Source organism: Martinezella sp. CNPSo 3732 (assembly GCF_057784515.1).
The window spans coordinates 1-15,211 of record NZ_JBXSOO010000011.1; the positions used below are offsets into that span (position 1 = coordinate 1).

General features: G+C 61.5%; 12 protein-coding genes and 1 pseudogene. 7 read left to right on the plus strand and 6 right to left on the minus strand.

Going from position 1 to position 15,211, the window contains the following annotated elements; genetic code table 11:
• The 4 genes and pseudogenes from AC13RM_RS18240 to AC13RM_RS18255 form a co-directional block, all read left to right on the plus strand.
• Positions 1 to 241, plus strand: a pseudogene (locus AC13RM_RS18240) (ABC transporter substrate-binding protein); the annotation flags it as partial.
• A gap of 198 nt (positions 242 to 439) precedes the next feature.
• Positions 440 to 1,453 carry an ABC transporter substrate-binding protein gene (locus AC13RM_RS18245; RefSeq protein ID WP_374819523.1) on the plus strand — a complete coding sequence of 338 codons (1,014 nt, stop codon included), beginning with the start codon at positions 440 to 442 and terminating at the stop codon, positions 1,451 to 1,453.
• Positions 1,454 to 1,575: 122 nt separating this feature from the next.
• Positions 1,576 to 2,394 (plus strand): ABC transporter ATP-binding protein, encoded by an 819-nt coding sequence (locus tag AC13RM_RS18250; RefSeq protein ID WP_488555384.1) that lies wholly within the window; start codon positions 1,576 to 1,578, stop codon positions 2,392 to 2,394.
• 13 nt (positions 2,395 to 2,407) lie between these two features.
• On the plus strand, positions 2,408 to 3,289 hold the full coding sequence (locus AC13RM_RS18255) for an ABC transporter permease (RefSeq protein WP_113231415.1): 882 nt from the start codon (positions 2,408 to 2,410) through the stop codon (positions 3,287 to 3,289).
• A 347-nt stretch (positions 3,290 to 3,636) separates the two neighbouring features.
• Here AC13RM_RS18255 and AC13RM_RS18260 read toward each other — a convergent pair whose 3' ends face one another.
• From AC13RM_RS18260 to AC13RM_RS18275, 4 genes are all read right to left on the minus strand, one after another.
• Positions 3,637 to 5,052: a sensor histidine kinase gene (locus tag AC13RM_RS18260; protein WP_374819520.1), complete on the minus strand. Its 1,416-nt coding sequence runs from the start codon at positions 5,050 to 5,052 to the stop codon at positions 3,637 to 3,639.
• Positions 5,042 to 5,710: a response regulator gene (locus AC13RM_RS18265; RefSeq protein WP_374819518.1), complete on the minus strand. Its 669-nt coding sequence runs from the start codon at positions 5,708 to 5,710 to the stop codon at positions 5,042 to 5,044. The genes AC13RM_RS18260 and AC13RM_RS18265 overlap by 11 nt, the downstream gene beginning before the upstream one ends.
• A 63-nt stretch (positions 5,711 to 5,773) precedes the next feature.
• Entirely contained in the window at positions 5,774 to 7,564 is a 1,791-nt protein-coding gene (locus AC13RM_RS18270; protein ID WP_374819516.1) for an alpha/beta fold hydrolase, read from the minus strand.
• Positions 7,565 to 7,574: 10 nt separating this feature from the next.
• A complete protein-coding gene (locus AC13RM_RS18275) occupies positions 7,575 to 9,089 on the minus strand; it encodes a lipopolysaccharide biosynthesis protein (RefSeq protein WP_374819514.1) in 1,515 nt (504 codons plus the stop codon).
• Between the two features lie 188 nt (positions 9,090 to 9,277).
• Between AC13RM_RS18275 and AC13RM_RS18280 the strand changes: the two genes are divergently transcribed.
• Positions 9,278 to 10,132, plus strand: a complete 855-nt coding sequence (locus AC13RM_RS18280; protein WP_374819512.1) for a glycosyltransferase family 2 protein — start codon at positions 9,278 to 9,280, stop codon at positions 10,130 to 10,132.
• Here AC13RM_RS18280 and AC13RM_RS18285 read toward each other — a convergent pair.
• Together AC13RM_RS18285 and AC13RM_RS18290 are read right to left on the minus strand one after the other, a co-directional pair.
• Positions 10,099 to 11,301, minus strand: coding sequence for a glycosyltransferase family 4 protein (locus tag AC13RM_RS18285; RefSeq protein ID WP_374819510.1), 1,203 nt, complete (start codon positions 11,299 to 11,301; stop codon positions 10,099 to 10,101). The two genes, AC13RM_RS18280 and AC13RM_RS18285, sit on opposite strands and share 34 nt — an antisense overlap.
• A 416-nt stretch (positions 11,302 to 11,717) precedes the next feature.
• The gene (locus AC13RM_RS18290) at positions 11,718 to 11,954 is read right to left on the minus strand and encodes an Lrp/AsnC ligand binding domain-containing protein (RefSeq protein WP_015341532.1); all 237 of its coding nucleotides are present in this window, start codon (positions 11,952 to 11,954) and stop codon (positions 11,718 to 11,720) included.
• A gap of 207 nt (positions 11,955 to 12,161) precedes the next feature.
• Between AC13RM_RS18290 and AC13RM_RS18295 the strand changes: the two genes are divergently transcribed.
• Complete coding sequence (locus AC13RM_RS18295) at positions 12,162 to 13,445, plus strand: NAD(P)/FAD-dependent oxidoreductase (protein WP_374819508.1); 1,284 nt, start codon at positions 12,162 to 12,164, stop codon at positions 13,443 to 13,445.
• 148 nt (positions 13,446 to 13,593) lie between these two features.
• Positions 13,594 to 15,129: an L-piperidine-6-carboxylate dehydrogenase gene (gene amaB / locus AC13RM_RS18300; protein WP_374819506.1), complete on the plus strand. Its 1,536-nt coding sequence runs from the start codon at positions 13,594 to 13,596 to the stop codon at positions 15,127 to 15,129.
• Positions 15,130 to 15,211 lie beyond the last annotated feature (82 nt).

Here is a 15,211-nt window from a genome sequence, read left to right on the forward strand (position 1 = left end):
TACCCATTCGGCCGCCGAGATCGCCGACAAGATGCCCAAGGATTTCTATGTCGGCGACAAGGAAGGCTATGTGAAGGCGCTCGAAAACGGCAAGGCCATGTTCACGCCCGATGGCGTGATGCCGGAAGATGGTCCGAAAACCGTTCTTGCCGTGCTTTCCGAATTCTCCAAGAATGTGCAGGGCAAGTCGATCGATCTGTCGAAGACCTACACGACGGAGTTCGTCAAAAACGCCAAATAGCGCGCAGTAGCGTTTCCGGCGCCGGCGGCATAGTCGAGCCGTCGGCGTCCGCGTTCATAAAATCGCAATGTTCCCTCGCAGGGTTGCGCACTGAAAGCTGACTGAAAGGTTGCCCGCGCTAGGTTTGCTGAGCTTCGTGGAGGAAGCGCCTTTCCAGCGCGTCGTATGGCGCAAGAATTAAAACAGGAGGAGACATTGATGCGTCCATCGCGCACGTTTTTTCATACCGTAGCCCTTTCCCTCGTCATGACTGCTGCTTCGCTTGCAGTCACGGCCGCCAATGCTGCCGACAAGATTTCCATCATGGTGGGCGGCTACGAAAAGCAGATCTATCTGCCGGCCAAGCTTGCCGAAGGGCTTGGCTACTTCAAGGATGAAGGCCTCGAGGTCGAGCTCCTCAACGAATCCGCCGGCGTCGACGCCGAAAACCAGCTGCTCGCCGGCGCCGTTCAGGGCGTCGTCGGCTTCTACGACCATTGCGTCGACCTGCAGGCCAAGGGCAAGTTCATCAAGTCCGTCGTGCAGTTCAGTCAGGCACCGGGCGAAGTCGAGTTGGTTTCGGCCAAATATCCCGATATCAAGTCCTTCGCCGACCTGAAGGGCAAGCGCGCCGGCGTCACCGGCCTCGGCTCGTCGACGAACTTCCTGACGCTCTATATGGCGTCGAAGGCTGGCCTCTCGCCGGCTGACATCACGCCCGTCCCGGTCGGCGCCGGCCAGACCTTCATCGCCGCCATGCAGCAGGACGCCATCCAGGTGGGCATGACCACCGAGCCGACGATTTCGCGCCTGCTCAAGACCGGCGAAGCGAAGATCCTCGTCGATCTGCGCACGCTGAAGGGCACCGAAGAGGCGCTCGGCGGTACCTATCCGGCGGCCTCGCTCTATATGGATGCCGCATGGGTCGACGCTCATAAGGAAGAAGTGCAGAAGCTCGCGAACGCTTTCGTCAAGACGCTGCGCTTCATCCATACGCATTCCGCCGCTGAAATTGCCGAGAAGATGCCGAAGGACTTCTACGTCGGCGACAAGGACGGCTACATCAAGGCTCTCGACGCCGGCAAGGAAATGTTCACGGCCGACGGCGTGATGCCGGAAGATGGTCCGAAGACGGTGCTCGCCGTGCTCTCGCAGTTCTCCAAGAACGTCAAGGGCAAGACGATCGACCTGTCGAAGACCTACACGACGGAATTCGTGAAGAACGTCAAGTAAGCAGTCAGAACGCCGCTTCCGGCCAGCTTTTAGAAAGACCCCCGGAAGCGGCAGTTCAAGAGACTTTGCAGTTCACTGGGCTTTGCGTGCACGCCCTGAAGGCACGCGTCAGGATCAGCACCATGCAACAGGATGAACGCCGTAACCCGGCGATAGAGCTCATCAATGTCAGCCGCCGTTTCGTATCGCCGACCGGCAAATCGCTGACAGCACTGCGCGATTTCAACATGACCGTCGAGCGCGGCGAATTCGTCGCCGTTGTCGGGCCGACGGGCTGCGGCAAGTCGACGACGCTCAATCTCGTCACCGGCCTTGCCAAGCCGAGCGCCGGCGAAGTCCGCCTGATGGGCGGCCCGGTGAACGGCATCGACCGGCGTGTCGGCTTCGCCTTCCAGACGGATGCGCTCTTCCCCTGGCAGAATGTCATCGAAAACGTCATGGCCGGCCCGCTGTTCCGCGGCAAGTCGAAGGCCGAGGCTGAAAAGATGGCCAAGGATTGGCTTGCCCGTGTCGGCCTTTCGAAATTTCTGCATCACTATCCGCATCAGCTCTCGGGCGGCATGCGCAAGCGCGTCTCGCTGGCGCAGACCTTTATCAACGAGCCGGAAATCCTGCTGATGGACGAGCCCTTCTCGGCGCTCGACGTGCAGACCCGCACGGTCATGCATGAAGAACTGCTGAAGCTCTGGGCCGAACGCCAGGCTTCCGTTGTCTTCGTGACGCACGATCTCGAGGAAGCCGTCGCGCTGGCCGATAAGGTCTATGTCCTGACGGCCGGGCCGGCGACGGTCAAATCGGTCTACATGATCGACCTGCCGCGCCCGCGCGTCGTCTCGGAGATCCGCTACGAGCAGAACTTCATCGATTATTGCAAGACGATCTGGGACGATCTGCGTGAAGAGGTCGAAACCAGCTATCGCCGTGCCGCGGAAGCGGCATAAGGGAGGATTGATCATGGCAAACACAGCTCTCGAAGCAGGCAATGCCCCGATCTTCCGCGCCGGCACCTCGGACGCGGAAATCGAAGCCGCAGCGCTGAAGGCGATGACGCGCCGCAAATATGTGGTCGTGGCATGGCAGGTCGGCATTCTGCTCGCCATCCTCGGTCTCTGGCAGATTGCTTCCGATCTGCACTGGATCGATCCGTTCTTCTATTCTAGCCCCTACGGCATCGCACTGCGTCTCTGGGAGTGGATCGTCGACGGCACTGAGAGCGGCTCGCTCTGGTACCATCTTGGCGTCACCATGGAAGAAGCGCTGATCGGCTTTATCATCGGCTCGGTGACAGGCGTCCTCGTCGGCGTCGCCCTCGGCCGCAACAAGCTGGCGTCCGATATCCTCTCGATCTACATCAAGGCGATCAACTCGATCCCGCGCGTCGTTCTCGCGCCGATCTTCGTGATGATCATGGGTCTCGGCTTGGCGTCGAAGGTGGCGCTCGCCTTTATCATGGTGTTCTTCGTCGTGTTCGCCAATGCCTTCCAGGGCGTTCGCGAAGCTGACCGCAACATGATCGCCAATGCCCGCATTCTCGGCGCATCCAACTGGCGTGTGACCCGCAACGTTATCCTGCCGTCGGCAATGAGCTGGATTTTTGCAAGCCTGCACATCTCCTTCTCCTTTGCCATCATCGGCGCGATCGTCGGCGAGTTCGTTGGTTCGCTGGCCGGCATCGGCTACCTGATCTCGATCGCCAAGGGCACCTATGATGCCGCCGGCCTCTACGCCGCGATCATCCTGGTGATGGTGGTGACGCTCGGCGCCGAATATGTGATGACGCTCATCGAAAACCGCATCACCCGCTGGCGCCCGCAGCAGAGCCTCGACACGCACTAAGCGTTGCTTTTCTGGTACCTCCCAAGGCCAGGGGCCGGGCGTTTCGCCCGGCCTTTTTTGTGTCGAAGGCTTTTCACCACAGGTCAGGGCCATAGCAATATGAACTGAAGTCGCCGCCGCCCTCCTTCTCCCCAGCGGGGAGAAGGTGCCGCCAGGCGGATGAGGGGGTGCTTGCCAAGACTACGAAAATCCATAAATTCAAATCAGCCAGCCCCCTCATCCGACCCTTCGGGCCACCTTCTCCCCGCTGGGGAGAAGGAATTTCCAGTGCTGATCCACTCCATATGCGGTTGCTCTGCCGCAGGCGGGGAGAGGGGACTATCCCGTCATCACCGCTGCCCGCACTTTCAAACAGCCGGCAGCCGCACGCTGACCAGCAGCCCGCCGCCGGGTGCGTCATCTAGTCTGACCGAGCCACCGGCGCCATCGACGACTTCGCGGACGATGGCGAGCCCCAGGCCGCTGCCTTCCGGTTCGGTGCCGATGATGCGATAGAAGCGTTCGAAGACCTGGGTGCGTTCGGGTTCCGGGATGCCCGGTCCGTTGTCCTCGACCCATAGCAGAGCCGTATCGCCTTCCCGGCCGACGCCGACCGTTACGCGGCCGCCCGGCTGGGTGTAGCGCAGCGCATTATCGACGAGATTGACCAGCATTTCGCGCAGCATTGTGCCGTCGCCCTCGATATGAACCGCCGTCTCGTCCGTCTCGAGCCCGAGATCGATATTGCGGCGCAGGGCTTCCTCGGCGAGCGTTTCCAGCACGCGCCGCGCGGTTTCCGCGAGATCGATGGTGTCGTTGCGGGGCCGGCGGCTGCCTGGTTCGGCGCGTGAGAGCGTCAGGAGCTGGCTCGCAAGCCGCGTCACCTGCCGTGTGCTGGACCGCAATGCCGTCAGTGCCTCGTCGCGTCTGATATTGTCGGTTTCACGCGCGGCAAAGCTTGCCTGGGTCGAGATCAGGGCAAGCGGTGTGCGCAGCTGATGGGCGGCATTCGAGACGAAGCGGCGTTGTGCCGCCATCTGGTTCTGCACCCGCTCCATGTGGTCGTTGAGGGCGTGGACGAGCGGCCGAAGCTCGTTCTGTACCATGTGAGGATCCAGCGGATCGAGCCGCTGACGGCCGCGCTCGCGCACGGCGTTGCGCAGCCGCAGCACGGGAGCAAGACCACGTTGCAGGCCGATGATGGTCACCAGCCCGGCAAGCAGGACAAGCGCGAGCTGCTTGGTGAAATCAGACAGCCAAAGCCTGCGGCGCATGGCATACTGACTGTTGTGTGTCACGGCGACCGCCACGGAAATCGTGCTGTCCTGACCGAGGCCGACAACGGGATGGCTCAGCATGAGTACGCGGACGCCTTCGTTACGAAACGTCATATCCTCGCCGTTTAAATCCCGCTTCGGACGTGGCAGATCGGGAAAGCCGGCGATGAGGTTCCCCCACGCCGTGACCACCTTATAGAAGACGCGGTCACCATAGCCGGTATCGAACATTTCCAGTGCGGCAGGCGGAATGTCGATCTGCACCGTGCCGCTCGCATCGACGCGCACTGCCTCCGCGATCACACGCGCCGAAGCCAGCAGGGTGTGATCGGTGACGAGATTGGCGGTCGCGTCGGCCGAGCGGAAGCTCAGATAGAGGTTGATGCAGATGGCGCCGATCAGGGTCAGCACGACCCAGGCGAAGAGTTGCGCCCGCAGGCTTGTCGTCACCGCGCCGACGGCGCGCCTCAGAACTCCCTTCGCTGGTGCAGCTTCGTCATTGCGCATGGCGAAGGAGGTAACCGAGGCCGCGCAGCGTCGCGATCTGCACGGAACTGCCTTCGAGCTTCTTGCGGACACGATGCACATAGATCTCGATCGCGCTGGTATCGGCGAGATCGTCGAAGCCGAAGACGCTTTCCGAAAGTGTCGTCTTGGTAACTGTCGTGCCGGCCTTCATGACCAGATGTTCGAGCACGGCGTGTTCCCGCGGCGTCAGCGCCAGGGCTTCGCCTGCCAGATAGAATTGTCGCGTACCGCCATCGAATACCAGGTCGCCGACGGCGATCTCCGGGGTGGCGCGATCGTGACCGCGGCGGACGGCCGCGCGTATGCGGGCTTCCAGTTCGGCAATCTCGAAAGGCTTAGCGAGGTAGTCGTCGGCGCCGCTGTCGAGGCCGGCAACGCGGCCGTCGAGGCTGGCATTGGCCGTCAGGATGATGACCGGCACCTTGTTGCCGCTTTGGCGCAGGCGTTTCAGCAGCGTCAGTCCGTCCATTTTTGGTAACGACAGATCAAGGATGACGATGGCGTAGGCTGCGACTTTCAGCATGTGCTCGGCATCCTCGCCATCATAGGCGATGTCGACGACATACTGCGCCTGACGCAGCGCCTTGCCGAGCCAGGACGCCAGTTCGCGGTTATCTTCGACGATCAGGAGCCTCATGGAGCGACTATACAGCAAGTGTCGGATATGGCGAATATTTCCGGCGGTTTTCCAGTCTGTGCGTCATCGGTTGGCGAGCCTTAGGCCCATCTCCCTGACCTCCCTCAGATAGACCTTGCGTGCGTAGGGCGGGGTCAGATTGTGGTCGGCTTCGGGAATGATGGTGAGGCGTATGTCCGGAAAATGCTTCAGGCCCGCGCCGTTCTCGCCGAACTCGTCATGCAGATGATCGAGCCCGATATCATGGGCGCTGTATATCAGGGACATGTCGACGCCACGCCTGGCAAGCGTGCGGAAACCGCCCAGCACAGGTCCCTGAGCCGCAGCGAAGACGGGGAACGCACCGAGCAGGTGGCGAGCCGTTCGTATCGCCCGTCGGCCGAGTCCGGTCGCCATGTTGAGGATGGCGCTCTTTGCATCGATCTGGCCGCCGAAGAGCCGCTTCAGCGTTTCCATCTGCAGGAGCTTGCGCCCATAGGTTTCCAGCGACCGGGGAGCAAAGCGCAGGGCTTCATCGACCGATCGGCTCTCGTCCCAATGGAAGCTGTAGGGATTAACCGTGATGAGGCCGCGGCAGCGTGTATCGCGCAACGCCGCCTGAAAGGCGAGATAGCCGCCGCTGCAACGCCCGACCACATAGGCCGGCAGCAGGCCCCGCTTTTCCAGAAGATCCAGTGCTTCACCGACATCGAGATGCTGGTCGCGCGAATAGAGCACCTGCTCGGGGACGCCGGAAAGCGGCGGGCTGTCGCCGACATTGGCCGTATCGAAACGCAGCGAGGCGATGCCGTCCCGGGCAAGCGCGCGCGCCATGGTGACCGACATCCGGCCCCAGCCGGCATGCCGGTCATAGGCTGTCGTCAGGAGTAGCGCGGTCGCGCCCGCGCGGGCACCCTGCGGCTCGCAGAGAATGCCGAACAGCCGGTTTCCCACGCCGAAACGCAGCGGCGTCTCACGAAAGCCTTCGCCGATGAGAGATTCCGCGACCGGCAGCGTAAGTTCGGTCGATGTGATTTCAGTGGTATTTCCGGCGACCGACTGCACCCATTCGACTATTTTCCGGCCGGCCGTCGTCGGCATGGTGGCGATGGTCGGGTTCGAGACGAGGTCGTCGTAACCTTCGTAGGAGGCCTGCGTGACCTCGGGGCCAAGCGTTTCGAGATGACGCGCGAAATCGTCGTCTCCCGGGCGGCCGGGGCGCGTCAGCACCAGGCAATTCGGCGTGCCCAGCCGGTCAAGCGTCATGAGATTCAGCTTTCTGACCGCATCGGCGGCGCTATCGGGCATGCGGAGGCTCGCGACGGTAACGCCCTCGGTCTGACGCTGCGCTTCGGAAAGCCCCATGCTCTCATCGATCATCTTGGACCAGACGGTCAGTTCGCGAAGATAGGCGCGGCCTGAGACGACGGGCGCAAGAAAGGCGATGCCGTCAATGCCTTCAAGCTGTTCGGCGAGAGCGGCGGCAACAGTTCCGCCGAGGCCCTGGCTGACGAGAATCAGGCGCTCGCAACCGGAAAGCGCCTTCAGCTTTGCTGCTGCCGCGAGAGCGGTTTCATGCCACGGCTCCAGACCTTTGCCTTCATCGGCCAGATCAAGCGCATCGCCCGTGCCGGCATAATCGAAGCGAAGGCTGGCGACGCCGATATCGGCGAGATCTTCCGCCAGAATCCGCCAGAACTTGCGCACGCACATTTCCTCGAAACCCCAGGGGCTGAGAAACAGGACGGCGGTGCCGAATGAAGGTCCGATGGCTGATGTGAACAGGCCGACCGTTCCGGCGAAGGTTACCGGGGCCGCGGCCGATCTTGGCTGCCTTCCTTTGTCTTTTTCCTCGGCGGCTCCCCAACCAGCCATGCTAGTCTCCTCACATTCGGCGCGGGGCCAATAGGGCCAGAGCCTGAGTGGCAATCGGATTGATACGTGCAGGCAATCGCGTCGCGATCTTCTGCATGACCTCGATATCTTCGGCTGGAACGGCTTTCAGCATTCTGAGCGCAATGCCATAGGCTAGCGCGCCGGCGATGATGGCGCCTACGAGGCCTGCGACACCGGTCAGCGCCTGAACGAAACCATAGGCTGCAACCGCGCATAGAATGGCAGCAACCGTGACTTTTGCAAGGTTGATGAGCATACCGCGTGTTGATCCTTCGAATTCCATGCGGCGTACCGTCATCAGGCATAGGGCGGCAAAGGCGAGGAGACGGACCAGCGCCGCACCCTCGCCTCCGAAAAAGGGTACGGCGACGACGCAGCCGATGACCATGATGATGCTGGTGATGACGCCAATGACGGTGCGTTCGCGCACGCGATCGAGCGAATAAAGATATTGCGTGCAAATCTGCATGAAGACATAGGGCACCGCGGTCAGGGACAGCAGCGCCACCATGCCGCCGCTTGGCGCAAAGGCCGGGCCGAAGATCGTCACGACAAGCTCTGGCGAAATGGCGGCAAGTCCGAAGCTCATCGGCAGGGTGATATAGGCAATGCTGCGCGCCACGCCGGCAAAGACCTCGACCGGCAGCTTGTCCGATGCCCGCGCATGCATCTGTTCGGAATAATAGGGCAGAAGGCTGCCGCTCAACTGCACCGGCAGCTGCAGTGCCAGATTGGCGAGCGACAGGCCGACGGCATAAAAGCCGACCGCTTCGATGCCCCAATAGCGCTGCAGGAAGACGAGTTCGATGCGATTGAGGAAGATCGAGCTGTTGATGAGTTCGATCGAGAGGATAAGCGACGAGCCGATGAGAGCGGAAAGGCCGACGCCGCAACTGTTCTTGCGTGCGATCGCAATCCGGAGCGTCGCGATGAACATCGGCAGCTGGCCGATCGCATAGCCGGCGAGCGCGCCGCTGACGCCGAAGAAGATCGCTCCCGCAAGAACTGTAACGAGCTGCAACGCCGAACTTATTATGGTGATGCGCAGGAATGCGCCGACTTGCTGCTCGCCGATCAGATAATTCTTGCTGTAGGCGCCGAGAGACTGAAGAACGAAGAAGACACCCGTGATGGCAATGACTTCAGATGCATCGCCCGCCCAGTGCAAACGCTCCGTATCCCAATAATAGGCGATATAGCCGGCGAGCAGTATGACGGTTGCGAGAATCGTCGGCTGTAGGAGGTAAGCGGCAAAGCCCAACCGCTCTTCCTTCGAATAGCCATTTCCCTTCAACTGCGGCAGGACGCGCAGCAGGGTAACGCCGGCGCCGAGCTCGGCGATCAGTGCTCCCGTCGTCGTCAGCCACAGAGAAAAGGCGATGATGCCGTTGGCCTCAGGGCCCAGCAGGCGCGCCGCGATGATCGAACATGCAAAGCCGGTCGCGAGCAGGGTCAATCCCGCCGCCGCGTTCAAAACCGAATTTGCCATTATGCTCTTCGTCATGAAGATAGACCGTTCCTCAAATTGCCGGAACCTACCGCATATGTCCGGCTTTTCGTGGGGATAGCGTCAGCTCTATTTCATATGCCTTAATATTTAGGGTTTAATGCTGCGCTAAGTTCATTTTTTACTTCGGCTAATATTCTCTCTCTCTGATATTAGTCGCCTCAAGGCTTGTGCGGAGGGTCTCATTGTTCAGCCTCATCGTCTGCACGATCGATCGGTTCGATCAGCTGGATCGGCTATTCCGTTCGCTGGTGGTACAGAGTCATAAGGATTTTGAGGTTATCGTCGTCGACCAGAATGCTGACGACCGGCTGCGCGAGCTGATCGACCGCTTTTCCCCCTCCTTCTCCATTCGTCACGTCCGTTCGCCGAAGGGACTTTCGCGGGCGCGCAACAACGGCATGGCGGTCGCGGAGGGCGACTATGTCTGTTTTCCCGACGATGATTGCTGGTACGAGGCCGAGACGCTTTCGACAGCCGCGACACTGTTTTCGGCCCATCCAAACCTGGCGATTGTCACCGGCCGAACGCTCGACGCCGAAGGTCTCGCCTCCGTCAGCCCGACGGGCGAGACGCGGCTGGCGCTGACGCGCTGGAACTATCTGAAGTGCGGCAATTCCAACGGCATCTTCGTCCGCCGCGCCGCGTTGGCCGATATCGGTGGCTTCGACGAGGATCTCGGCGTCGGTTCGGAATCACCGTTCCAGAGCGGCGAAGAGGCAGATTTCCTGCTACGCGCGCTCGCCACCGGCAGACAAGCGATGTTCTTCCCGGAATTGATCGTCCATCACGATCAGGTCACCAGCGAATATGGCCCGAGGCAGGTGGAGCGTGCGCGCAAATACGGGCGCGGCTTCGGCGCTCTGATGCGCAAGCAGGCATTTCCCTTGTATTATGTCAGCTACCGCCTGTTTCGTCCGGTCGCCGGCTGGCTGGCGGCGCTGGTGCGCTTCAATGGCGATGCCGCCCGCTACAAGCGGGCCTGGCTCATCGGCATTCTGGAAGGTTATGCCACTTGGCCACGGTGGCGCAGGAACTGAGGCGACTTACCCTTCGGCGTCAGGGTTTCGGCATAGATGTCCATGTAGCGCTGGGCGACCTCGTCCCAGGCATAGGCGCGGGCATCGCGCAATAGCTCCTGCCGCAGGCTTAGGTCGTCGCCCTGCAGGCGCTCGAACGCGGCGGTCAGCGCATCGGCGGCGGCTTCGGGATCGGAGAAATCCGAGAGCATGAGGGCCGGGTGGGTTTCGGCCATCGCCTTATAGGCTTCGTTGGCGTTCAGCACCGGCAGCAGACCGGCGCTCATCGCTTCGATCGCCACGAGACCGAAGCCCTCGTACTCGGAGGCCGAGGCGAAAAGCGAGGCGCGTGCGATGATGTTGCGGATCGAGCCGTCATCGATCGAGACATGCAGTGCGACATTGTGTTCGAGGTCGCGGGCGGCGATTTCCTTTTCCAGCGTTGCGCGATCGAGATCCGATTCGGCGCCGATGATATCGAGATGCCACTCTGCTTCGCGGGCGGCCAGCACCGTCATGACATCGAGCAGGTGGTCGAGCCGCTTGTTGACCGAGAAGCGGCCTATCGTGACGATGCGGCGGCGCGCTTCCAGGGCGGCGCAATTGGAGAACTTGCCGACATCGGCGCCGTTTTCGATCAGGTGGACGCGGCTGTTGGCGATCTGTGAAAAGAGCCGCGCGTCGGACTGGCTGCAACAGATGAGAGAGGCATAGCCGAGCGCGGACAGCCGCGTTGCCGTATTGAACCAGACCCTCTTGATGGCTGCATATTTCTGCGTGTGGAAGAAGCCGCCATGCGTGGTCGCGACCATGGGGCGCCCATGCATCAGCTTGCCCCAGGCCAGTGCGTCGAAGAAGAAATCGACGGCATGGACATGAACGAGATCGGCATCGGCCAGATGGCGGAAGACCTTCGGCGCCAGCGGATAGCGACTGGAGCCGGACCAGGGAATGCGCACGATCTCGATGCCGTCGATCGTTTCGCTTTCCGGCAGTTGGCGGTCGGGATCGGAAAACAGGCTGTTGCAGGTAACGACGCGCACGCGATAGCCACGGGTTACCAGCTGGCGACAGAGATTGGCAACGACATCCTCCAGGCCGCCCTTGTTCGGCAGGAACTGGCGCACGACATGCACGATCAGCGGCCCGGTCTGCTTGTTTGCCTGAATATCCGCAACAGCCGATGTCATCGATCCACCCTCGACCCCTATGCCGCACCGCGCGTCGGCAATCCGGCGCTGCAGCGCGCCGCCCGTTGATCAGTCGGCAAAGCAGATCATCGGTTCGGTTAAAAAGGATTTAATCGCAGGCGGAAAGCCGAGCGGTTTCGGGCAAGAGGGTTAATAGCGGGGCGTTGGGCGGGGGTACGGGGAACTTGCGTGGTGGAAGTGGTGACGACGCGATGTTGTGATTGGCTGCTGCTCTTGCGACTGCCCCTCACCCTAACCCTCTCCCCGCTTGCGGGGAGAGGGGACTGGCCCGGCATCTGCCGTGCACGACCACAAAACTGAGTGAGCCCCCTCTCCCCGCAAGCGGGGAGAGGGTTGGGGTGAGGGGCTCTTTAGCAGCCTTAACTGCGATAGGTGCCGACTCGAAACCGGACCTGTCAAAACGCTCGGAAGGTCAGCGTTGTCAGCGAGCGGACGATGCCCGGGATATTGGCGATGTGATCGTTGATGAACTTGCCGATATCCTGCTCTTCGGCGATGTAGACCTTCATCAGCAGGTCGTAGTCGCCGCTGGTGGAATACAGTTCCGAAACCAGCTCCGTCTGGTAGATCGCATCGGCGACCTCGTAGGTCTTGCCGGGGGCGCATTGGAGCTGAACGAAAATGGGCTTCATGAGAATGTCCTGCTTCTGTCTGCCGCCGCCTTAGCGGCCGGCTTTTCTCTATCATGGTCGAAAGCGCCTTCGCCATGCAAGTTTTTCTCCAGAGCCGATGATTTTTTGGCATCATGCCATGTCCATCGGATGTCGCTCTTGCCGCTTCCGCAATTTCGAGCATGGCGCTAGATTGGCGCCATTAACTCTCTCGATTGGATCGATTTCATGCTGAATGACCCGCGCTCCCACGGTCTTTGGGAAAAGACCGCTCCGCCACCGCCGGCAACAAAGCCGCTTTCCGGCGATGTCTCCGCCGATGTTGTGGTGGTCGGCGGCGGCTATACCGGTCTTTCGACGGCGCTTCATCTGGCGGAAGCCGGCACGAGCGTCGTGCTGCTGGAAGCAAATGAAATCGGCTTTGGCGGCGCGGGGCGCAACGTCGGCCTCATCAATGCCGGCATGTGGGTGATGCCGGACGATCTGCCGGGCGAGCTCGGTGCCGTCCACGGCGAGCGACTACTCGATCTGCTTGGCAATGGGCCGACGCTGGTCATGGAACTGATCGAAAAGCACGGCATCGCCTGCGAGCTCGAGCGCAACGGCACGCTGCATTGCGCCGTCGGGCCGGAGGGCTTGAAGGAAATCGAGGAGCGCGCTCGGCAATGGAGCAAGCGCGGTGCACCGGTCACGGTGCTGGATGCGCGGGAGACGGAACGCCGCGTCGGCAGCTCGGCCTATGCCGGGGCGCTGCTCGACATGCGCGCCGGCACGCTGCAGCCGCTTGCCTATGCGCGGGGCCTTGCGCATGCCGTGGTCAAAGCCGGCGTTACCATTCACACCGGCAGCCGCGTGACATCGACGGAAAGAAGTGGTGCGAAATGGGTGGTTTCGACCGATGGCGGTAAGGTCAGTGCCGATTGGATCGTGGTGGCCACCGACGCCTATAGCACCGGTCCGTGGGAAAAGGTTCGAAACGAGCAGGTGCATCTGCCCTATTTCAATTTCGCCACCGTGCCGCTCGGCGACAATTTGCGCAAATCCGTGCTGCCGGGGCGCGAGGGTGCCTGGGATACCAAGGAAGTGCTCTCGTCCTTCCGCATGGATCAGGCCGGCCGGCTGGTCTTCGGCAGCGTCGGGGCGCTGCGCAATACCGGTCTTGCCATTCACAAGAACTGGGCTCGGCGGTCGATCAAAAAACTCTTTCCGCAGCTCGGTGACATTCCCTTCGAATGCGAATGGTATGGCAAGATCGGCATGACCGACAATGCGCTGCCCCGTTTCCACAAGCTGGATCAGAATGTCATCGGCTTCTCCGGCTATAATGGCCGCGGCATTGCGCCGGGCACGGTGTTCGGCAAGGTGCTTGCCAGTCATATTCTCGGGCAGATTTCCGAGGCCGATCTGCCGCTGCCGGTGACCGATATCGTCGAGCCGAGCTTCAGGGCGGCAAAAGAAATGTGGTACGAGGCGGGCGCCCAAGCAGCGCATTTCGTCGGCGCCAGAGTCTAGAGCGTGATGCCGAAAAGTGTAGGCGGTTTTCGGACGGCATCACGCTTCTTTGATTCTAGAGCGGATTCAGATTTTAGGTCGACTCGACCTAAAATCATCCGGCTCTAGGGCAATTCCGGGAACCAGCGTTACGGGAAGAGGAAACAAGATGACCGCGACATCAGATCTTGCTGCCGAAACCAAGGCAATACTAACTGAAATCGGCGTAGCAGCCGATCGCTACACCGGCGGAACGCTGGCCGTCACGTCTCCTGTGACCGGCGCCGAAATCGGCCGGCTCAGAGAACATTCGGCCGGTGAGGCGAAGGCTGCAATCGAGGCGGCGCACGTGGCGTTTCTTGCCTGGCGCAACGTGCCGGCGCCGAAGCGCGGCGAGCTGATCCGTCTGCTCGGCGAAGAGCTGCGCGCCGGCAAGGCTGCCCTTGGCCGGCTCGTCTCGATCGAAGTGGGCAAGATCACTTCCGAGGGCCTCGGCGAGGTGCAGGAGATGATCGATATCTGCGATTTCGCCGTCGGTCTCTCGCGCCAGCTTTATGGCCTCACCATCGCGACCGAACGCTCAGAGCACCGGATGATGGAAAGCTGGCATCCGCTGGGGGTGATCGGCATTATCTCGGCCTTCAATTTCCCCGTTGCTGTTTGGTCGTGGAATGCGGCGCTTGCCATGGTCTGCGGCAATTCCACCATCTGGAAGCCATCGGAGAAGACGCCGCTGACGGCGCTTGCCGTGCAGGCTTTGTTCGAAAAGGCGCTGAAGCGCTATGTCGCCGAGGGCGGCGAGGCACCCGCCAATCTTTCGACCCTGCTGATCGGCGGCCGCGATCTTGGCGAGCTGCTGGTCGATCATCCGCAGGTGCCGCTGGTCTCGGCGACCGGATCGACGGCGATGGGCCGCGCGGTCGGCCCGCGTCTTGCCGGCCGTTTCGCCCGCGCCATCCTGGAGCTTGGCGGCAACAATGCAGCGATCGTCTGCCCGACGGCCGATCTCGATCTCACCCTGCGTGGCGTTGCCTTTTCCGCCATGGGCACGGCCGGCCAGCGCTGCACGACGCTGCGCCGCCTCTTCGTCCACGATAGCGTTTACGATCAACTCGTTCCGCGCCTGCAGAAGGCCTATGGTTCTGTGACGATAGGCAATCCCCTTGAGCTCGGTACTCTCGTCGGTCCGCTGATCGATAAGCAGGCCTTCGACCGCATGCAGGCAGCGCTTGCGGCTGCGAAGGCGGCCGGCGGCACGGTGACGGGCGGCGAACGCGTCGAAAACGGTTCAGCAGATGCCTTCTATGTTCGCCCGGCCCTCGTTGAAATGCCGGAGCAGACCGGCCCTGTCGAGCAGGAAACCTTCGCGCCGATCCTCTATGTCATGAAGTACAGCGATTTCGACAAAGCGCTGTCGCTGCATAATGCCGTGCCGCAAGGCCTGTCGTCCTCGATCTTCACCAATGACATGCGGGAAGCTGAAACCTTCGTCTCCGCCCGGGGTTCGGATTGCGGCATCGCCAATGTCAATCTCGGCCCCTCCGGCGCCGAGATCGGCGGCGCATTCGGCGGTGAGAAGGAGACAGGCGGTGGTCGCGAGTCGGGTTCTGATGCCTGGAAGGCCTATATGCGCCGGGCGACCAATACGATCAATTACGGCCGCACACTGCCGCTTGCCCAAGGCGTCAAGTTCGACGTGGCATAGCGCGCGAGCCTTGCTGCATTGCGATGCAGAGGATGAAGGCGTAGAAAGCCTTTGTCTTCCCATTTGTTTTCAAGGTCTTGCT

Excerpts from the sequence above, each read along its gene's own strand:
- AC13RM_RS18295 (WP_374819508.1), top strand. The coding sequence starts at position 12,162 with ATGCTGAATGACCCGCGCTCCCACGGTCTTTGGGAAAAGACCGCTCCG.
- AC13RM_RS18290 (WP_015341532.1), bottom strand. The coding sequence starts at position 11,954 with ATGAAGCCCATTTTCGTTCAGCTCCAATGCGCCCCCGGCAAGACCTAC.
- amaB (WP_374819506.1), top strand. The coding sequence starts at position 13,594 with ATGACCGCGACATCAGATCTTGCTGCCGAAACCAAGGCAATACTAACT.
- AC13RM_RS18275 (WP_374819514.1), bottom strand. The coding sequence starts at position 9,089 with ATGACGAAGAGCATAATGGCAAATTCGGTTTTGAACGCGGCGGCGGGA.
- AC13RM_RS18250 (WP_488555384.1), top strand. The coding sequence starts at position 1,576 with ATGCAACAGGATGAACGCCGTAACCCGGCGATAGAGCTCATCAATGTC.
- AC13RM_RS18285 (WP_374819510.1), bottom strand. The coding sequence starts at position 11,301 with ATGACATCGGCTGTTGCGGATATTCAGGCAAACAAGCAGACCGGGCCG.
- AC13RM_RS18255 (WP_113231415.1), top strand. The coding sequence starts at position 2,408 with ATGGCAAACACAGCTCTCGAAGCAGGCAATGCCCCGATCTTCCGCGCC.
- AC13RM_RS18270 (WP_374819516.1), bottom strand. The coding sequence starts at position 7,564 with ATGGCTGGTTGGGGAGCCGCCGAGGAAAAAGACAAAGGAAGGCAGCCA.
- AC13RM_RS18245 (WP_374819523.1), top strand. The coding sequence starts at position 440 with ATGCGTCCATCGCGCACGTTTTTTCATACCGTAGCCCTTTCCCTCGTC.
- AC13RM_RS18260 (WP_374819520.1), bottom strand. The coding sequence starts at position 5,052 with ATGCGCAATGACGAAGCTGCACCAGCGAAGGGAGTTCTGAGGCGCGCC.
- AC13RM_RS18265 (WP_374819518.1), bottom strand. The coding sequence starts at position 5,710 with ATGAGGCTCCTGATCGTCGAAGATAACCGCGAACTGGCGTCCTGGCTC.